The organism is Microbacterium sp. TPD7012, assembly GCF_003075395.1.
Classification (GTDB): Bacteria; Actinomycetota; Actinomycetes; order Actinomycetales; family Microbacteriaceae; genus Microbacterium.
The window spans coordinates 19601-38817 of sequence record NZ_QDFV01000010.1 but is presented as its reverse complement, the minus strand read 5'-3'; the positions used below and the strand labels follow the sequence as shown (position 1 = coordinate 38817).

The following is a 19217-nucleotide window of genomic DNA, read 5'->3' as shown; positions in this document are numbered from 1 at the left end:
GCGCAGGGCGGATGCCGTCAGCCGCCGACCTGCCGATCGTCGGCGTGCCGCGCGAGCGAACGGCCGTAGCGCTCGGTGAGCTGCACCATCAGGTCGGGAGTGTCGCGATCGACGCCGAACACGTGGCCGGGGAAGTCGAGCTCCGGCTGCGCGGCGGTGATCTCGGCCTCCCGGTCGGGTGACAGCAGCTGCACGGGGTCGCCGACGGCCACCCAGCCGATCGGCACGACGGTTCCCTCCGGGAGCACGGCTCGACGATGCACGATGGCGTTGACCCGCACCTCGCAGCGGTCGCCGACCAGCGCCCCATTGAAGATGCGGGCGCCCGAGGCGAAGAAGACCTCCTCGCCGACGGTCGCGCCGGCGATGCTCGCGAGCGTGCCGATGAGGGTGTGCGCCCCGATGTGCACGGCGTTCGCCGCCGTCGCGCGGATGAGAGCGTTCTCCATCACGATGACGTTCTCGCCGAGCGTGATGGGTCCGCCCTCCGCGGTGATCACGGCACCGTGCAGCACCTGGCAGTCCGGGCCGATCTCCACGTCGCCGGAGATCACGGCGGTGGGAGCGATGACGGCGGTGTCATGGATCCGGGGCCGAGCCCCGAGGTGCTCGTACAACATGCCGCCAGACTAGTCCGGCGGATGTCGCCGTTGACAGTGCCTCACTGTCGCCCTACTCTCCCGGCATGGCGATCACGAGTCTCTTCCCGATCCTGCGCACGACTGATCTCCCGCGACTCCGCGGCTTCTACGAGCAGGCGTTCGGCGGCGAGGTCACGTATCGGTACGACCAGGACGGAGTCGACGTCTACGTGGCGCTCGCTGTCGGGGGTGGTCAGATCGGCATCGGATTCGAGACGGACGTCCTCCGGGGAGAGGCGATCGCGATCTGGCTCTACTCCGACGGAGTCGACGCGACGTATCGTGCGGCGATCGATGCAGGAGCGCTGTCCGTCGCTCCGCCGGAGGATCTCCCCTGGGGCGAGCGGGTCGCGCAGGTGCGCGACCCCGACGGCAACCTGCTGCACCTCGCGACGGCGGCGGCCGAGAGCTGAACATCCGGCTCACTCGGCGAACGATCTGTCCGGTCGCGGTGAACGACGCTCTCGCGAAGCCCCACCGCCCAAGACGACGAGCGTGACGGCGAGGGCGGCCGCGGAGACGAGGACCGCGGCCGCTGCCGGGAACGGGATGCTCTCGACACCCCAGCCACCGGCGAGCACGGCGGCGGAGGAGGCACCGACCGCGATCCCTCCGTTGAAGAGGACGGGGATGAGGGCACCGGCGAAATCACGACGCTCCGGGCCGGCGATGCGCAGGATCAGCGTCTGGGCGAGGGGCGGGAACGCACCCGACCCGACACCCCAGAGCACGACGACAAGCAGGGACCCCGAAGGTTCCGCCAGCGCGGTTCCTGCCACGGCGGCCGCCGTCGTGAGCAGCGCGATGAGCAGCGCACGGATCGTGCCGGTCTCGACCCGCGCGGCGATGCCCACTCCCACGGCCGATGCGATGCCGAACACGATGAGGAGGCCGCCGACTCCGCCGGGGAGCAGAGATGCCGCCGGCTCCGCGAGGCGCGTGATGAAGGTGTAAGCGCCGTAATGACCGATCAGCGCCACGGCGATGAGCGCCGTCACGATCCCGAGCCGGCGACCGGCCGCGCGTGCGGACCTCTCGCCACCCGCCGCTGCGGACGGCTGCCGCACCACGAGAGGAACGGAGACCGCGACGATGATCGCGATTACGGCCAGGGCCGCCGCGAGGACGAGGAAGGCCACTCGCCAGTCCGTGGCATCGGCGAGGACACGCGCGAGCGGAGTGCCGATCACCATCCCGAGTGTCCCTCCCCCGAGCACGAGGCTGATCGCCCGACCCAGCATCCGATCGTCGACGAGGTCGGCGACATAGGCGTTCACCGTCGCCCAGAGCAGGCCAACCGCGGCAGCTCCCAGCATCCGCACGGCGACGACGAAGACGAAGTCCGATGCGACCGCAGTCAATCCGGACGAGACGACCAGCGACGCCAGTGCGACGACGATCACCGGTCGCGCCGGCCACCGACGCGCCCACCGGCTGAGCGGGAAGCTGGTCACGACCACGACTCCTGCCCAGACGGCGACCAGTGAGCCGATCTGGGCCTCGGAGGCTCCCAACCCGACGCTCATCGGCACGAGGAGGGCGGTCGGGAGCATCTCGGCGGTGACCATCAGCATTGTCGCCGCCGCGAGGACGAGGACCGGAGTCCACGGGAATCCGGGCTTGTCATCAGAGATTCTGTGAGTCATGCTGAGAACGTAAACCCTGACATCAATGTCAATGTCAAGGTTTCGGAGGAGAAGTCATGAAGATCGGCGAACTCGCGCGGAGAGCGGATGTCGCGCCGCGACTCATCCGCTACTACGAGCAGCAGGGGCTGCTGACGGCCGAGCGGTCGGAGAACGGCTATCGGCACTACTCCGAGACCGACGCCGAGCGCCTCGAGCGCGCCGCCGGCCTGGTGCGCGCCGGGATCCCCACGCGGCTCGTCAAGGTGCTCCTCGATGCTGAGGACGCGGCAGATCGGATGGATGCCTCCTGCCCCCGCGAGGTGGCTTCGCTGTTGTCCACCGAGCTGACCGGGCTGGACGAGCGGATCGCCTGTCTCACGCGGAGCCGCGACACGATCCGCCGGTTCCTCGCGCGCACGACCGATGACATCGCCGAGCGCGAGGCGGCCGGCTGAGACCGCCCGGCTACTCCACCTTGACGGGCTCGGGGAAGATCGCCGTGAACAGCTGGCCGACCCACTCGAGCAGCTGCGCATCGGGCAGCGGCTCGAGACCCACGCCCACCGCGGCCGGCACGGTCGGCATCGGCACGACCAGCGCCTCTCCCCCGGCGACGAGCTTCGCCTTGGGGTAGAGCCGCTGCAGCCGCACCTTGATGGAGTCCTCCAGGCGCGCCGGCGCGATGCGCAGGTTCGAGCCCATCACGACGACATCCGTCAGCCCTGCCCGTGCGGCACGGCGGCGCAGACGCGAGATCGCGAGCAGCCCCTCGACCTCTTCGGGCGGGGTGCCGTAACGGTCGACGAGCTCCTCGATGACCTGGTCGATCGCCTCGTCCTTCGCCGTGGCTGCCGATGCCGCCGAGAGCTTCTGGTACGCCTCGAGACGCAGCCTCTCGCTGTCGATGTAGTACTCCGGGATGCGGGCGTCGAGCGGCAGCTCCAGCCGCAGCTCCTGCCCGCTCTCGACCTCGTCACCGCGGAACGTGGCCACGGCCTCGCCGATCATGCGCAGGTACAGGTCGAATCCGACACCGGCGATGTGCCCGGCCTGCTCGGCGCCGAGCATGTTGCCCGCGCCGCGCAGCTCCAGGTCCTTCAGCGCCACCTGCATGCCTGAGCCGAGATCGTTGTTCACCGCGATCGTCTGCAGGCGGTCGGCGGCGGTCTCGCTCAGCGGCTTCATCTCGTCGTAGAGGAAGTAGGCGTAGGCGCGCTCGCGTCCACGGCCGACACGGCCGCGCAGCTGGTGCAGCTGACTCAGGCCGTACTTGTCGGCGCGATCGATGATGATCGTGTTCGCGTTCGAGATGTCGAGCCCGGTCTCGATGATGGTGGTCGAGACGAGCACGTCGAACTTCCGCTCCCAGAAGTCGTCGACGACCTGTTCCAGCTGGTGCTCCCCCATCTGTCCGTGAGCGACGGCGATCCGGGCCTCCGGCACGAGCTCGGCGAGCTGCGCGGCGACCCGCTGGATCGACTGGACGCGGTTGTGCACGAAGAACACCTGGCCCTCGCGCAGGATCTCGCGGCGGATCGCCGCCGCCATCTGCTTGTCGCTGCGAGGGCCGACGAACGACAGGATCGGATGCCGGTCCTCGGGCGGTGTCGCGAGCGTCGACATCTCGCGGATGCCGGTCACCGCCATCTCGAGCGTGCGCGGAATCGGCGTCGCACTCATCGCGAGGATGTCGACGTTCATCTTGAGCTTCTTCAGCGTGTCCTTGTGCTCGACGCCGAACCGCTGCTCCTCGTCGATGATCATCAGGCCGAGGTCCTTGAACAGGACGCCCTCGGTGAGGATGCGGTGCGTGCCGATGACCATGTCGACCGAGCCCTCGAGGAGCCCCTGCAGCGTGAGCCGGACCTCCTTGTCGGTCTGGAACCGCGACAGCGCCCGCACCTTGACGGGGAAGCCGGCGAATCGCTCGGTGAACGTCTCCATGTGCTGCTTGACCAGCAGTGTCGTCGGCACGAGCATCGCGACCTGCTTGCCGTCCTGGATCGCCTTGAACGCCGCACGCACGGCGACCTCGGTCTTGCCGAAGCCGACGTCTCCGGAGAGCAGGCGGTCCATCGGGATGGGCCGTTCCATGTCGGCCTTGATCTCGTCGATCGTCTGCAGCTGATCGGGCGTCTCGGCGAAGGGGAACGCCTCCTCGAGCTCACGCTGCCACGGGGTGTCCGGGCCGAACGCATGGCCCTTGGCGCTCATCCGCGCGGAGTACAGCTTGACGAGCTCGACCGCGATGTCGCGCACGGCCTTGCGGGCCTTGCCCTTGGCCTGCGACCAGTCGCTGCCGCCCATCTTCGACAGGGTCGGAGCCTCGCCGCCGACATACTTCGACAGCAGGTCGAGCTGGTCGGTGGGAACGTACAGCTTGTCGCCGGGGTAGCCGCGCTTGGACGGCGCGTACTCCAGGACGAGATAGTCGCGGACCGACTTGGTGGCGTTGCGACCGCCGGTCGACACCTCGCGCTTGGTCATCTCGACGAAGCGGCCGATGCCGTGCGTGGCGTGCACCACGTGGTCGCCGGGCTTGAGCTGCAGCGGGTCGACGACGTTCTTGCGGCGGGAGGCGAGTTTCTTGACGACGCGCTGGTCGCCGCCGATCGTGCGGCCGTAGAACTCGTTGTCGGTCAGGACGGCGAGTTTCGCCTCGGAGATCTGGAAGCCGGCTTCGACCGATCCCGTGACGAGCGTCGCGATCCCCGCCTCCGGCGCCTCGGTGAGCGACTCGACGACGCGTGCCGCGATGCCCCGATCGGCGAGCACGTCGCGCGCGCGATCGACGAGCCCGGAGCCCGCGGAGATCACGACGACCCGCCATCCGTCCGAGACCTTCGCCTCGACGAACGAGATCGCACCGTCGACGTTGCCGTGGAACGACGGGATGACGGCGGCATCGAGGTTCGTCGCCTCGGCGTCGCCTTCGCCGAGGCCCGCACCGAACGGGCTCAGCCGCCACCAGACGCCGCCGCGATCGCGGACGACCTCGCGCAGCTGGGCGATCGTGCGGAAGTCGCCGGCCCCGAGGTCGATCGGCGCCGATGCGCCCGAGGTGGCCGCGCTCCACGCGGCGTCGAGGAACTCGCGGTTCGTCTCGCCGAGCGTGATGGCACGCGCCGTCGAGCGTTCGGGGTCGACGACGGCGGTCGCGCTGCCCTCCGGCAGATACTCGGCCAGCGACTTGAGCGGACCGGACACGGCGGGGAGCAGCGATTCCATGCCCTCGACCGGGATGCCCTCGGCCATCTTCTCGAGCATCCCCGAGATCGCCGGGAATCCGCCGATCAGGGCTCGGGCCCGCTCGCGGACGTCGGGGGTGAGCAGCAGCTCGCGGCTCGGGGGCAGGTCGACACCCGGGATGTCGCCCGGCAGCGAGCGCTGATCGGCGACCGAGAACGCGCGGATCTGATCGATCTCGTCGCCGAAGAACTCGACGCGGTACGGATGCTCCGACGTGGGTGGGAAGACGTCGAGGATGCCGCCGCGCACAGCGAACTCGCCTCGACGCGAGACCATGTCGACGCGCGAGTAGGCGCGCTCGACGAGCTGCTCGGCGACCTGGTCGAGCTCGTTGCCGCGGCTGCCGGTCACGAGTTCGAGCGGCGCGATCTCGCCGAGGTTGCCGGCGATCGGCTGGAGTGCCGCACGCACCGAGGCGACGACGACGAGGGGATGCTCGCCCGACCACTCGGCGATCCGGCGCAGCGTCTGCAGCCGCTGTCCGACCGTGTCGGGGCTCGGGCTCAGCCGCTCGTGCGGGAGCGTCTCCCACGCGGGGAAGGTGAGGATCTCGGCCGTCGGGAGGTAGGCCTCGAGTGCGTGTGCGAGGCTCTCGGCGCGACGGCCGGTCGGCGCGACGGCGAGCAGCGCCGAGGGGTGCCCCGCGGCGCCGCGCTTCTCGAGCAGCCCGGCCAGCGCCGGAGCGTCGAGTCCGTCGACCAGGCCGAGGTCGGCGTCGGTGTGCGCCCAGCTGAGGGCGTCACGGTACAGAGACGCCTCTTCCAAGGCGCGCAGAATCCCCGGAACAGTCACCGGACAAGACTAGTCGCGCCCACCGACATGGCGGCTCGCCTCCTCGTAGGCTGTCGGGATGGAAACGGTCACCCTCACCACCGAACGACTCGTGCTGCGCGCTCCGACCGAGGCCGACATCGACGCGATCGAGGCGGCGTGCCAGGATCCGGAGATCCCGCGGTGGACGACGGTGCCGAGCCCCTACACGCGCGAGAACGCCGTGGACTTCGTACGGCTCGTGGCCGGGTGGTGGGCCGAGGACAAGGAGACGGTGTGGGCGATCTTCGTCGACGATCGCCTCTCCGGCATGATCGGGCTGCACGACATCGATCAGCACCACACCGGTGGTCACGCCGAGATCGGCTTCTGGATGACGGGAGACGCCCGAGGCCGGGGATACCTCGCCGAAGCGGCGCGCGCCGTGATCGACTGGGGCTTCTCGGAACTCGGACTCGTGCGACTCACGTGGCGTGCTGTCGCCGGCAACATCCCGTCCGCGCGCTCCGCCAGGGCACTCGGCTTCCGCTACGAGGGTCTGCAGCGCCAGGCGCTCACGAGTCCGCGCGGTCGCGACGACGGCTGGTTCGCCGGTCTCCTCCCGACCGATGACCGCACTCCGGTCGAGTGGCCGGTGCTCTGAGGCGAACGGTCCTCGGGTGACAGTGTCGGATGCCGGTGGCAGGATGACACCATGCCCGAGATGCCGGAGGTCCAGGGACTCACCGCGTTCCTCGGCGGGCGCGCGGTGGGGCGCACGATCACCCGCGCGACCGTCGCTGCGATCGCCGCGCTCAAGACATACGACCCGCCGATCTCCGCGCTCCAGGGCGCGGAGATCACGACATCCGCTCGTCTGGGCAAGTTCGTCGTGCTGTCGTGCGGCGATGACCTGCATCTCGTGTTCCATCTCGCCAAAGCCGGCTGGCTGCGCTGGTACGACGCCCTCCCCGCGACGCTGATCAAGCCGGGCAAGTCGCCGATCGCGCTGCGCATCGCGTTCGACGACGGCAGCGGGTTCGACCTGACCGAAGCGGGGACGAAGAAGTCCCTCGCGGTGTACGTCGTGCGTGACGTGCAGGATGTCCCCGGCATCGCGAGGCTCGGACCCGACCCCCTCGCTCCCGGCTTCACGCGCGACGCGTTCGCCGCTCTGCTCACGGACCGCCGCATGCAGATCAAGGGCCTCCTGCGCGATCAGGCGGTCATCGCCGGCATCGGGAACGCCTATTCCGATGAGATCCTGCACGCCGCGAAGATGTCGCCGTACGCCATCGCCGGCAAGCTCGACGACGCCGAGGTCGATCGGCTCTTCGCCGCGATGCAGGAGACGCTGACCGACGCCGTCGCCGAGGCATCCGGCAAGCCTCCCGCCGATCTCAAGGATGCGAAGCGTCGGGGCATGCAGGTGCACGCCCGGCGCGGCGAGACGTGTCCGGTCTGCGGCGACACGGTGCGCAGCGTGTTCTTCGCCGACCGCTCGCTCGAGTACTGCCCGACCTGTCAGACGGGCGGCAAGGTGCTCGCCGATCGTCGTCTCTCGCGGCTTCTGAAGTGACCGATGCGCTCTGCGCGATGACGCGGAATGAAATGTGTCCGGACGCGTTGAGTACACTCAGAGCATTGAACGTGCTCCGGGGTCGGTGAGAATCCGAACCGGCGGTGACAGTCCGCGAGCGTCTCGGCCGAGCCGAGATGCCGATCCGGTGGAATTCCGGGACCGACGGTGATGCGAGGGAGACCTCGCTAGTCCGGAAGGGAGGCAGCACGAGGCGCAGCTGCGCGCGCCTTCTGTCTGCCGCTCTCTCCGATCAGGAGAAGCTCCGGAGCCTCACAGGAGGACGACGGATGGCAGTGAACGGGACAGAGCGCGAGGCGATGAGCCGTGCGCTCGAGCTCGCCGCCCGCGGGCCGCGCGGCGTGAATCCGCAGGTCGGTGCCGTCATCCTCTCCCCCGACGGCGAGGTCCTCGCGGAGGGCTGGCACCACGGCGCCGGCACACCGCACGCCGAGGTCGACGCGCTGTCGAAGCTCGCTCCCGGCGCGGCGCGCGGCGCGACCGCGGTCGTGACGCTCGAGCCCTGCAACCACACCGGACGCACCGGTCCGTGCGCCGTGGCCCTGATCGACGCGGGCGTGTCGCGCGTCGTGTACGCGCTGGACGACCCCGGCATCGCCTCGGGCGGCGGAGCGGAGCGTCTGCGCGCCGCCGGTGTGAGCGTCGAGTCCGGCGAGCAGGCGGATGCCGCGCACGCGCTGATCGACGGATGGCTCACCGCTCAGCGTCTGGGTCGACCGCACATCACGGTGAAGTGGGCGCAGAGTCTCGACGGGCGTGCGGCCGCGGCCGACGGCTCGAGCCAGTGGATCACGGGTCCCGCGGCCAGGGCCGACGTGCACCTCCGTCGCGCGCAGGCCGACGCCATCGCCGTCGGCACCGGCACCGTGCTCGCAGACGACCCGGCGCTCACCGCGCGGGACGGCGACGCGCTGCACCCGAACCAGCCGATCCCCGTGGTCATCGGAACGCGTCCGACGCCGTCGGATGCCGCGGTGCACCGGCATCCGCACGCGCCCCTCTTCTACGACACCCATGACCTGCAGAGCATCGCGGCCGACCTGCACGCTCGCGGGATCCAGAGCGTGTTCGTCGAGGGCGGGCCGACACTTGCCAGCGCCTTCCTCCGCGCCGGTCTGGCCGACCGCGTGCTCGCGTACATCGCTCCCGTCCTGCTCGGCGGCGACCGCCTCGCCCTCACCGACATCGGCGTGGCGTCGATCGATGAGGCCCGCCGCCTCACCGTGACGGAATGGGTCCCTCTCGGGCCCGACCTGCTCGCGATCGCGCGCCCCGCCGAAGACCCTCACTCTCAGAACGAAGGAACCGACTGATGTTCACCGGAATCATCGAGGAGATCGGCGAGATCACCGCGATCGCGCCCTCAGGCGACGGCTGGCGTCTGACCGTGCGAGCGCCCAGGGCCGCCGCGGATGCCGTGCACGGCGAGTCCATCGCCGTGTCGGGTGTGTGCCTCACGGTCGTCGGATCCACGGACGACACGTTCGACACCGATGTGATGAAGCAGACCCTCGACGTCGCCGCGATCGGCGGGGCGGTCGTCGGCACGCGGGTCAACATCGAGAAGGCCATGCCGGTCGGTGCCCGCCTCGGCGGCCACATCGTGCAGGGCCACGTCGACGGGGTCGGCGAGGTGCTCGAGGTGCGCCCCGGCGCCCAGTGGAGCGTGCTGCGCATCAGCCTGCCGGCCGATCTCGCGCCGCTCGTCGTCGACAAGGGATCGATCTCGGTCGACGGCACCTCGCTCACGGTGAGCGCGGTGAGCGGCCCTTCGACAAGCTCAGGGACCCAGGGCGGTCACTGGTTCGAGGTCTCGCTCATCCCCGAGACGCTCGCCGCGACCACTCTCGGCGCCCGCGCCGTCGGAGACCGCGTCAACCTCGAGACCGACATCCTCGCCCGCCACGTCGAGCGGCTGCTCGCGTTCAGGCCGACCACCTCCGCCGCACCGGAAGGAGGCTCGCGATGAGCCTTTCCACCATCCCCGAGGCCCTCGAAGCGCTGCGCGCCGGGCGTCCCGTCCTCGTCGCGGACGACGAGAACCGTGAGAACGAGGGCGACGTCATCCTGTCGGCCGAGCTCGCCACCCCCGAGTGGGTCGCCTGGACCGTGCGCTGGTCGTCCGGCTTCATCTGCGCCCCCATGCCCGCCGACCTCGCCGACAGCCTGAACCTGCCGCCGATGGTCGCCGCGAGCGAGGACGCCCGCTCCACCGCCTACACCGTGAGCGTGGATGCCGCGGAGGGCGTCACCACGGGCATCAGCGCACACGACCGCGCCCACACGCTGAACGTGCTGGCGAATCCGGCGTCGACCGCGACGAGCATCATCCGCCCGGGGCACGTGCTGCCGCTGCGCGCCGTCGATGGCGGCGTGCGGGAGCGCAGCGGTCACACGGAGGCCGCCGTCGAGCTGATGAAGCTCGCAGGTCTCCAGCCGGTCGGCGGCATCGCCGAGGTCGTCGCCGAGGACGGCAGCATGATGCGCCTGCCCGGCCTGATGGAACTCGGCGCCCGCGACGGCGTTCCGGTGATCACGATCGAGCAGCTCATCGCGCATCTCAACGAGATCGATCCGGAGGGCTCCACGCCGAAGGCTGTCCGCGGACGCCGTGTGAGCCTGCGCGCGGACGCGACGGTGCCGACCACGCACGGCACGTTCCGCTTCCTCGCATACAAGGACCGGGTGACCGGCACCGACCACATCGCGGTCGTCTCCGGTGAGCTCACCGAGACGGCGCTCGTCCGCGTGCACTCGGAGTGCCTGACCGGCGAGGCCTTCGGCTCGCTCAAGTGCGAGTGCGGCCCGCAGCTCGACGCGGCGCTCGACGCGATCGAGAAGGAGGGCGGCGTCGTCGTCTACATGCGCGGCCACGAAGGACGAGGGATCGGGCTCATCAACAAGCTGCGGGCGTACAGCCTGCAGGAGGAGGGCCTCGACACCGTGGACGCCAACCTCGCGCTCGGCCTGCCTGCCGACGCCCGCGAATACGCTGCGGCCGCCGGCATCCTGCACGACCTCGGAGTCTCACGCGTGCGCCTGCTGACGAACAACACCGACAAGGTGACGCAGCTGCGCGAGCTCGGACTCGACATCATCGAGCAGGTGCCGCTGATCGTCGGCGTCGGCCCGAACAACCACCAGTACCTGGAGACCAAGCGTGACCGCATGGGTCACATCATCGGCGCGGACGAGCTCGCAGAGGCTCTCGCCCACGGAGAGGACCACGAATGAGCGGCGCAGGAGCACCCCAGACCGAGAAGATCGACGGCCGCGGGCTGAACGTCGTCATCATCGCCGGAACCTGGCATGAGGCGATCTCCGACGGTCTGATCGCCGGAGCCGAGCGCGTGCTGGGCGAGGCGGGCGCCACGTACCGCGTCGCGCGCGTGCCCGGTTCCTTCGAGCTGGCGATCGCCGCACAGGCCGCTTTCGCGGGCGGAGCGGATGCCGTGGTCGCGCTCGGGGTCATCATCCGCGGCGGCACCCCGCACTTCGAGTACGTGTCCGCGGCCACGACCGACGGTCTCACGCGGGTCTCTCTCGATGCGGGCAAGCCCGTCGGGTTCGGCGTGCTGACCCTCGACGACGAGCAGCAGGGTCTGGACCGCGCAGGGCTCGCGGGCTCCAAGGAGGACAAGGGCGCCGAGGCCGCGGATGCCGCGCTGCGCACCGCCCTCCTGACGCGCGAGCTTCGCGGCTGAGGTCAGCCTCTCCTTGCTGGCGGAATATCGGCCGGGATCGCTACGGTGAGCGCATGGAGACCCTGCGCCTGATCGTCGTGCTCGTCCATCTCATCGGCTTCGCCGTGCTCTTCGGCTCGTGGGCCGCTCAGGCGTTCGGCGGGGAGCGCAAGATCACCAGGATGATGGACTACGGACTGGCGATCGCCGGTCTCGCCGGTCTCGCTCTGGCGGCTCCCTGGGGCATCGACCACGACCTGAACTACGTCAAGATCGGCACGAAGCTCGTCATCCTGCTGGTCATCGGCGCGATGCTGGGCATCGGGATGGCGCGCCAGAAGCGCGGGGACGCGGTGCCGTCGGCGGTGTTCTGGCTCATCGGCATCCTCACGGTGACGAACGCCGCTCTCGCCCTGCTCTGGCGCTGATCGCGGTCAGCGCCCTCGCGGCGGAGCCGTGCTCTCGCGCACGATCAGCTCCGTGCCCACCAGCGGCGTGTGCAGGCGGTCTTCGCCGTCGAGCTCGGCGAGCAGCGCATCGACCGCGAGCGCACCGACGCGCTCCGGATGCTGCTGCACGGTCGTGAGGGGCGGCCAGAGCTGCGCGGCATCCGGCAGCCCGTCGAAGCCCACGATGCTGACGTCGCCCGGCACTTCGCGACCGGCCTCCCGGAACGCGCGCAGCACACCGATCGCCATCTGGTCGTTCGCGGCGAACACCGCCGTCACGTCGTCGATCTCGCGCAGGCGCAGTCCCGCCGCGTAGCCGGATGCCGCCGACCAGTCCCCCTGCAGCACCTCGGGGACCGGCCGGCCGCGCCCGTCGAGGGTGGCCCGCCAGGCTTCCCGCCGACGCTCCGCGGAGTACGACTTCGCGGGGCCGGCGACATGCCAGACCGTGTCGTGGCCGAGATCGAGCAGATGCTCGGTCGCGAGCCGCGCTCCCTGCGCCTGGTCGGTGTCGACGAACGGATGCAGGTCACCGCGGTTCGAGTCCACGAAGACGACGGGCAGCGCGGCGGGGATCTCGATGTCGGCCTCATCGAGCTGATGGGCCTCGATCACGATGATGATGCCGTCGACCGCATGCTCCTCGAGCCGGCGGAAGGCGCCTTCGACGGTCTCCCCCGCGCTCGACTCGACGGGGATGAGGGTGAGGGCGTATCCGAGCTGCGCGGCGCGCACGGCGATCGCGTCGAGCGTGCGCTGGTTGCCGTAGGAGCTGAACGAGAACATCACCACGCCGATGGTGCGGAAGCGCCCGGATCGCAGGGCGCGGGCGGCGCTGTTCGGTCGGTAGCCGAGGCTCTGCATGGCCGCTTCGACGCGTTCCCGCGTGGCCGCGCCCACGTATCCGCGCGCGTTCACCACGCGCGAGACGGTCTGACCGGAGACCCCGGCCTCCCGTGCCACGTCCTCCATCGACGGCTCGCGACGACGCTGCGAGGGCTCTGCCAGATGCTCCGAGGACACGATCAACCATCCATTCATATGTTGACGTTGACACACTAGCAGTCGATCGCATATGTTGACGTAGACACATGGCGCATCGAGCGCACTTACTCGAAGAAGGTCTCGTCGATGACGACTGAAAACCCCGCAGCACTCGGAGCCCTCGGCATCCGACGCCGCGACAAGCGCGACTGGAAGGGATGGGCCTTCGTCGGCCCGTTCATGGTCGTGTTCGCCCTGGTGTTCCTGACACCGCTCGCCTACGCGCTCTACCTGAGCTTCTTCCAGGAGAAGCTCATCGGCGGCACCGCATTCGTCGGCCTCGACAACTACGTCCGCGCGCTGAGCGACCCGCAGTTCTGGGAGGCGTTCGGCCGCGTGCTGATCTTCCTCGTCGTGCAGGTGCCGATCATGCTGATCCTCGCCCTCGGCGCGGCGCTCGCCCTCGACAGCGCCCGGCTGCGCGGAGCATCCTTCTTCCGCATCATCATCTTCCTGCCCTATGCCGTACCCGCTGTCGTCGCCGTGCTCATGTGGGGCTACATCTACGGCGACCAGTTCGGCCTCGCGAGCAACGTCAACGACTTCCTCGGCATCGACGCGATCACCCCGTTCGCGAAGGAATGGATGCTGGTCTCGATCGGCAACATCGTGACCTGGGAGTTCGTCGGCTACAACATGCTGATCTTCTACTCCTCGCTCAAGACCATCCCCACCGACATGTACGAGGCCGCCTCGCTCGACGGCGCGGGAGCATGGCGCACGATCTTCTCGATCAAGATCCCCTCGGTCCGCGGCGCTCTCGTGATCGCGACGATCTTCTCGATCATCGGCAGCTTCCAGCTGTTCAACGAGCCCAACATCCTGCGCCCGCTGGCACCCAACGTGATCACGACGTTCTTCACGCCGAACATGTACGCGTACAACCTGTCGTTCGCAGGCCAGCAGTTCAACTACGCCGCGACGATCGCCATCATCATGGGCGTCATCACCGCGGTCATCGCCTACGTCGTGCAGCTGCGCGGCTCGAAGTCGGAGGTGCGCTGACATGGCACTCCCCCTCGCCCGTTCCTCGCGCAAGCGCCACGATCCGATGAACCCGCGCAAGTCCCACACGCTGCTGATCGTCATGATCCTGTACGCGCTGTACACGCTCGTCCCGCTGGTGTGGCTGCTCTTCAGCTCGACCAAGACCCAGTCCGGGCTGTTCAGCTCGTTCGGCCTCTGGTTCGCCGACGACTTCGCGTTCTTCGACAACCTCGTGGCCACGTTCTCGTACCGCGACGGCATCTTCCTGCGCTGGCTGGGCAACACGCTGCTCTACGTCGTGGTGGGTGCCGGCGGTGCGACGCTGCTGGCCACCCTGGCCGGCTACGGTCTGGCGAAGTACCGGTTCCCGGGCCGCCGTGCGGTGTTCGCCGTCGTCCTCGGCGCGGTCGCGGTGCCCGGCACGGCGCTCGCAGTCCCGACGTTCCTGCTGTTCAGCGAACTGGGACTGACGAACACGCCGTGGGCGGTGATCATCCCGTCGCTGATCAGTCCGTTCGGCCTGTACCTCATCTGGGTGTTCGCCTCCGAGTCGGTGCCGACCGAACTGCTCGAGGCGGCGCGCATCGACGGCGCCGGCGAGTTCCGCACGTTCTTCACGATCTCGATGCGGCTGCTCGCTCCCGGCATCGTGACCGTCGCGCTCTTCACGGTCGTCGCCACCTGGAACAACTACTTCCTGCCGCTGATCATGCTGTCGGACCCCGCCTGGTACCCGCTCACCGTGGGTCTCAACCAGTGGAGTTCGCAGGCGATCGGCGCCGGATCCCAGCCCATCTACAACCTCGTGATCATGGGCTCGCTCCTCACGATCATCCCGATCGTCATCGCCTTCCTGCTGCTGCAGCGTTTCTGGCAGTCAGGTCTCACCGCGGGAAGCGTCAAGCAGTAGCCTCCCGTACCCCTGCATCACCCTCGCGCTCCGATGCCGGATCGCACCCCCCCGAAAGGACACAGCAATGAAGCACCTTCCCTCACCGACGCGGCGCACCCTCGCAGTGCTCGCCGCAGGAACCGTGGCAGCGCTGGCGCTGGCCGGCTGCAGCACCGGCGGCAGCGGCGACACCGGCGGCGGCTCCGGCACCGGCTCGTTCGACTCCGTGGAGGCGGCCCTCGAGAAGGGCGGCGAGATCACGTACTGGTCGTGGACCCCGTCCGCCGAGGACCAGGTCGCCGCGTTCGAGAAGGAGTACCCGAACGTCAAGGTCAACCTCGTCAACGCGGGCACCAACAACGAGGAGTACACGAAGCTGCAGAACGCCATCAAGGCGGGCTCCGGCGCTCCCGACGTCGTGCAGGTCGAGTACTACGCGCTGCCGCAGTTCGCCCTGACCGACGCGTTCGTCGACCTCTCGCAGTACGGCTTCGCCGACTTCGAAGACGATTACACGGCCTCGACCTGGAACTCGGTGACCGACGGCGACGCCGTCTACGGCCTCCCCCAGGACTCCGGTCCCATGGCGCTCTTCTACAACAAGACCGTCTTCGACGCGGCCGGCATCGAAGTCCCGACCACGTGGGATGAGTACTACGAAGCCGCCAAGGCGATCCACGCGGCGAACCCCGACGCCTACATCACGAACGACACGGGCGACGCGGGCTTCGCGACGTCGATGATCTGGCAGGCAGGCGGCAAGCCGTTCGCGACCTCCGGCACCGATGTCACCCTCGACCTGCAGGACGAGGGGTCGAAGAAGTGGACCGAGAACTGGAACCGCCTCGTCGAGGAGGGCCTCGTCGCGCAGACCAGCAGCTGGAGCGACGAGTGGTTCCGCGGGCTCGGCGACGGCAGCATCGCCACGCTCGTGATCGGCGCCTGGATGCCCGGCAACCTGATCTCGGGTGCTCCCGACGGCGCCGGCGACTGGCGCGTCGCGCCGATGCCGACCTATGACGGCACCCCGGCCAGCGCCGAGAACGGCGGCGGCGGCCAGGCCGTGACGAAGCAGAGCAAGAACCCGGAGCTCGCCGCAGGCTTCCTGTGGTGGCTGAACAACTCCGAGGAGAGCATCTCGATCTTCCTCGAGTCCGGCGGCTTCCCGTCGACCACGGCAGAGCTGTCGAGCGACGAGTTCCTGGCCGACGCGCCGGAGTACTTCGGCGGTCAGAAGATCAACGAGGTGCTCGCGGGTGCGGCCGATGACGTGGTCGAAGGCTGGAGCTACCTCCCCTACCAGGTGTACGCGAACAGCATCTTCGGTGACACCGTCGGCCAGTCGTACCAGAACAACAGCGACCTGAACGAGGGCCTCACCGCCTGGCAGGACGCGCTGGTCGAGTACGGCAACGACCAGGGCTTCGCCGTCAACAAGTAACACGCAGGCCGGATCGGGTCCCGCTGGGTCCCTGAGCCTGTCGAAGGGCCCAGTGGGACCCCTCCGGCCTCCCCCATCGAAAGCACCGCGAAAACGTGACCTCCTTCTCCATCGGCGACACCGACTTCCTTCGCGACGGCTCGCCGCACCAGGTGATCTCCGGCGCCATCCACTACTTCCGGGTGCACCCCGACCAGTGGCAGGACCGCATCCGCAAGGCGAGGCTCATGGGCCTCAACACCATCGAGACCTACGTCGCGTGGAACGCGCACGAGCCCCGGCGCGGGGAGTGGGACGCGAGCGGCTGGAACGACCTCGGTCGATTCCTCGATCTCGTGCACGCAGAGGGCATGGACGCCATCGTCCGCCCCGGACCCTACATCTGCGCCGAGTGGCACAACGGGGGCCTCCCCGTCTGGCTCACCGGCGGCGAGCGCGAGCTGCGCTCCTCGGAGCCGGCGTTCCTGGCCGACGTGAGCTCGTATCTCCGCCGGGTCTACGAGATCGTCGCGCCGCGGCAGATCGATCGCGGCGGGCCCGTCGTGCTCGTCCAGATCGAGAACGAGTACGGCGCGTACGGCTCCGACAAGGCCTACCTCGAAGCGCTGGTCACCGTCACCCGCGACGCCGGCATCACGGTGCCGCTCACCACGGTCGATCAGCCGGTCGACCGGATGCTCGACGACGGCAGCCTTCCCGAGCTCCACAAGACCGGGTCCTTCGGCTCGCGCAGCGCCGAGCGGCTGGCGACGCTCCGGAAGCACCAGCCGACCGGACCCCTGATGTGCTCGGAGTTCTGGGACGGCTGGTTCGACTGGTGGGGCGGCGTGCACCACACGACCGACGTCGCCACCGCCGCTGCCGACCTCGACGAGCTGCTCGCCGCCGGCGCGTCGGTGAACATCTACATGTTCCATGGCGGCACGAACTTCGGCCTGACCAACGGCGCGAACGACAAGGGCCGCTACCTCCCGCTCGTGACCTCCTACGACTACGACGCCCCGCTCGACGAAGCCGGTGACCCCACGGAGAAGTTCTTCGCCTTCCGCGACGTCATCGCGAAGTACGCTCCGGTTCCCGAGGAGCTTCCGGCCCGGATCGCGGCGGCGCCGACCTTCGATGTCGCGCTCTCTCCCCTGGGCGGATGGACGGATGCCACGGCATCCGGTCCCGTCACCGTACATCCCCTGACGTTCGACGAGCTCGGGCACCTCAGCGCCCTGGTGCGCTACGACGTCGAGCTGCCCGGCCAGGGCGGGCTGCTCGCGGTCGAGGACGTCCGCGACCTCGCCTGGGTGAGCGTCGACGGGCAGCCTGTCGGAACGCTGTCTCGCACGCGGCACGATCGCACCATCCGGATCCCGGCCGGCGGCCTGCTCAGCATCCTCGTCGAAGACCAGGGCCGCGTGAACTACGACCACCGCCTCGGCGAGGAGAAGGGGCTGCTCGGCTCCGTGACCCTCGACGGCGTCCCGCTGACGGGCTGGCGCTCGACCCCCCTCGACGTCACGGCGATCACGGCGGCGATCAGCGGACGATCGGACGACGCCGCCGAAGACGGACCGCTGGCATGGGCCGGAGACTTCTCCCTCGAGGAGCCGAGCGACCTGTTCCTCGAGACGTCCGCCTGGAGCAAGGGCTACGCCTTCCTCAACGGCTTCTTCCTCGGCCGCTACTGGCGCAACGGACCGCAGCGCACGCTGTACGTCCCGGCACCGGCGACCCGGTCGGGTGCGAACCGCCTGATCGTGCTCGAGCTGGAGCACCTCGTGGCACCGCGGGCGTCATTCGTCGGCGCTCTCTCGCTCGGCGACACCGAGGAGTGACAGGCGTTCAGTCGCGGAGCGTGTGCCAGAGCACGGCGGACAGCCGCTCGGCATCGTCGTCGTGGATACGCTGCCAGTTCCGACCGTTACGGGCGAAGGTCGCCCGCACACCGGCCGGCACCTCCGCCGGGTCGATCGGTTCCGCGAGCCACTCGCAGCGGCGGACGTGTACGAGGTCCGCCGCTGCGGCGTCGTCTCCGGCGTCGTACGCCCACGGGCCGGCGATGCGTCCCAGATAGGTCAGGCCGTCGACATCCCTCGTCCACACGAACGCACCGATCGGCGCCTTCGCGAACCGCTCGATACGCCACGCCAACCGGATGCCGGACTGCGCGTCTGCCATGACCAAGGCCTCGGCCAGTGAGCCGGGAGCCGGCTCCAGTCTGCCGCCGATGCCGCAGATGCCGAGCTCGAGCGCGCGCTCCGGGCCCACGCCACGGGGCACCGCATCGTCGCGGGAGCGCATCGGAGCGCGGTAGACCGGCATCTCGCTCATCGAACGGGCACCAGCGTCGTCTCGATCGACGCCCCATCGATCGAGACCGTCATCATCGTGCAGACCGGCTGACGCCGGCGATCCGTGGGCGACCCGGGGTTCAGCAGCCGCATCCCGGCCGGTGACACCGTGTCCCAGGGGATGTGCGAGTGGCCGAAGATCAGCAGATCGATGCCGGGGAAGGCCTCGTCCATGCGCTGCTCCCGCCGCGTCGCCGCCCCCGTCTCGTGGATGACCGCGATGTCGACCTCCTCGACGGTGAATCGCGCGACCTCGGGCAGGCGGGCGCGCAGCTCGGGTCCGTCGTTGTTGCCGTAGACGCCGCGGCAGAGGCGAGACCTCGACTCGAGCAGTTCGAGGGTCGCCAGGTCCACCCAGTCCCCCGCGTGCACCACGATGTCGGCCTCGTCCACCGCACGCAGCACGACGTCGGGCAGGCGTCTCGCGCGCTTCGGCACGTGGGTGTCGGCGAGCAGCAGCATCCGCGTCGTCATCCTCGACACGCTATCCGACCCCCACCCACAGCGAACA

The 19217-nt window shown here is 69.4% G+C and carries 19 protein-coding genes; 13 read left to right on the top strand and 6 right to left on the bottom strand.

From position 1 onward, the window contains the following. Positions 1 to 17: 17 nt before the first annotated feature. Positions 18 to 620 (bottom strand): gamma carbonic anhydrase family protein, encoded by a 603-nt coding sequence (locus DC434_RS19105; protein ID WP_116636907.1) that lies wholly within the window; start codon positions 618 to 620, stop codon positions 18 to 20. A gap of 65 nt (positions 621 to 685) precedes the next feature. On the opposite strand from DC434_RS19105, the gene DC434_RS19100 reads away from it, so the two are divergent. Continuing rightward, a complete protein-coding gene (locus DC434_RS19100) occupies positions 686 to 1054 on the top strand; it encodes a glyoxalase superfamily protein (protein ID WP_116636906.1) in 369 nt (122 codons plus the stop codon). A 9-nt stretch (positions 1055 to 1063) separates the two neighbouring features. Here the strand turns inward: DC434_RS19100 and DC434_RS19095 are convergent, their stop codons facing one another. Then, positions 1064 to 2287, bottom strand: a complete 1224-nt coding sequence (locus DC434_RS19095) for an MFS transporter (RefSeq protein ID WP_116636905.1) — start codon at positions 2285 to 2287, stop codon at positions 1064 to 1066. Positions 2288 to 2343: 56 nt separating this feature from the next. On the opposite strand from DC434_RS19095, the gene DC434_RS19090 reads away from it, so the two are divergent. After that, positions 2344 to 2724: a MerR family transcriptional regulator gene (locus DC434_RS19090; RefSeq protein WP_116636904.1), complete on the top strand. Its 381-nt coding sequence runs from the start codon at positions 2344 to 2346 to the stop codon at positions 2722 to 2724. A 10-nt stretch (positions 2725 to 2734) separates the two neighbouring features. Here DC434_RS19090 and mfd read toward each other — a convergent pair whose 3' ends face one another. Next, entirely contained in the window at positions 2735 to 6310 is a 3576-nt protein-coding gene (mfd, locus tag DC434_RS19085) for a transcription-repair coupling factor (RefSeq protein ID WP_116636903.1), read from the bottom strand. 58 nt (positions 6311 to 6368) lie between these two features. Here mfd and DC434_RS19080 point away from each other — a divergent pair, with 58 nt between their 5' ends. The 7 genes from DC434_RS19080 to DC434_RS19050 all read left to right on the top strand — a co-directional run bounded on the left by DC434_RS19080 (position 6369) and on the right by DC434_RS19050 (position 11979). Then, complete coding sequence (locus DC434_RS19080) at positions 6369 to 6932, top strand: GNAT family N-acetyltransferase (RefSeq protein ID WP_116636902.1); 564 nt, start codon at positions 6369 to 6371, stop codon at positions 6930 to 6932. A gap of 51 nt (positions 6933 to 6983) precedes the next feature. Next, positions 6984 to 7847 (top strand): DNA-formamidopyrimidine glycosylase family protein, encoded by an 864-nt coding sequence (locus tag DC434_RS19075; RefSeq protein ID WP_116636901.1) that lies wholly within the window; start codon positions 6984 to 6986, stop codon positions 7845 to 7847. A 290-nt stretch (positions 7848 to 8137) separates the two neighbouring features. Further along, positions 8138 to 9181 (top strand): bifunctional diaminohydroxyphosphoribosylaminopyrimidine deaminase/5-amino-6-(5-phosphoribosylamino)uracil reductase RibD, encoded by a 1044-nt coding sequence (gene ribD / locus DC434_RS19070; protein WP_116636900.1) that lies wholly within the window; start codon positions 8138 to 8140, stop codon positions 9179 to 9181. Next, positions 9181 to 9837: a riboflavin synthase gene (locus DC434_RS19065; RefSeq protein ID WP_116636899.1), complete on the top strand. Its 657-nt coding sequence runs from the start codon at positions 9181 to 9183 to the stop codon at positions 9835 to 9837. Before ribD ends, DC434_RS19065 begins: the two co-directional genes overlap by 1 nt. Continuing rightward, positions 9834 to 11102, top strand: coding sequence for a GTP cyclohydrolase II (gene ribA / locus DC434_RS19060; protein WP_116636898.1), 1269 nt, complete (start codon positions 9834 to 9836; stop codon positions 11100 to 11102). The genes DC434_RS19065 and ribA overlap by 4 nt, the downstream gene beginning before the upstream one ends. Next, positions 11099 to 11572, top strand: coding sequence for a 6,7-dimethyl-8-ribityllumazine synthase (gene ribH, locus DC434_RS19055; RefSeq protein WP_116636897.1), 474 nt, complete (start codon positions 11099 to 11101; stop codon positions 11570 to 11572). The genes ribA and ribH overlap by 4 nt, the downstream gene beginning before the upstream one ends. A 53-nt stretch (positions 11573 to 11625) precedes the next feature. Next, positions 11626 to 11979, top strand: coding sequence for a Fe-S protein (locus DC434_RS19050; RefSeq protein WP_116636896.1), 354 nt, complete (start codon positions 11626 to 11628; stop codon positions 11977 to 11979). A 6-nt stretch (positions 11980 to 11985) separates the two neighbouring features. On the opposite strand, the gene DC434_RS19045 is transcribed toward DC434_RS19050, so the two are convergent. Beyond that, positions 11986 to 12972 (bottom strand): LacI family DNA-binding transcriptional regulator, encoded by a 987-nt coding sequence (locus DC434_RS19045; protein ID WP_116636943.1) that lies wholly within the window; start codon positions 12970 to 12972, stop codon positions 11986 to 11988. A gap of 159 nt (positions 12973 to 13131) precedes the next feature. On the opposite strand from DC434_RS19045, the gene DC434_RS19040 reads away from it, so the two are divergent. From DC434_RS19040 to DC434_RS19025, 4 genes are all read left to right on the top strand, one after another. Next, the gene (locus DC434_RS19040) at positions 13132 to 14049 is read left to right on the top strand and encodes a sugar ABC transporter permease (protein WP_116636895.1); all 918 of its coding nucleotides are present in this window, start codon (positions 13132 to 13134) and stop codon (positions 14047 to 14049) included. A 1-nt stretch (position 14050) separates the two neighbouring features. Beyond that, a complete protein-coding gene (locus DC434_RS19035) occupies positions 14051 to 14941 on the top strand; it encodes a carbohydrate ABC transporter permease (protein ID WP_243409018.1) in 891 nt (296 codons plus the stop codon). 67 nt (positions 14942 to 15008) lie between these two features. Beyond that, positions 15009 to 16364: a sugar ABC transporter substrate-binding protein gene (locus DC434_RS19030; protein ID WP_116636894.1), complete on the top strand. Its 1356-nt coding sequence runs from the start codon at positions 15009 to 15011 to the stop codon at positions 16362 to 16364. Positions 16365 to 16459: 95 nt separating this feature from the next. Beyond that, on the top strand, positions 16460 to 18190 hold the full coding sequence (locus tag DC434_RS19025) for a beta-galactosidase family protein (protein ID WP_116636893.1): 1731 nt from the start codon (positions 16460 to 16462) through the stop codon (positions 18188 to 18190). A 7-nt stretch (positions 18191 to 18197) separates the two neighbouring features. On the opposite strand, the gene DC434_RS19020 is transcribed toward DC434_RS19025, so the two are convergent. Together DC434_RS19020 and DC434_RS19015 are read right to left on the bottom strand one after the other, a co-directional pair. Then, entirely contained in the window at positions 18198 to 18686 is a 489-nt protein-coding gene (locus DC434_RS19020) for a GAF domain-containing protein (RefSeq protein ID WP_116636892.1), read from the bottom strand. Continuing rightward, positions 18683 to 19180: a YfcE family phosphodiesterase gene (locus tag DC434_RS19015; RefSeq protein WP_116636891.1), complete on the bottom strand. Its 498-nt coding sequence runs from the start codon at positions 19178 to 19180 to the stop codon at positions 18683 to 18685. Before DC434_RS19015 ends, DC434_RS19020 begins: the two co-directional genes overlap by 4 nt. Positions 19181 to 19217 lie beyond the last annotated feature (37 nt).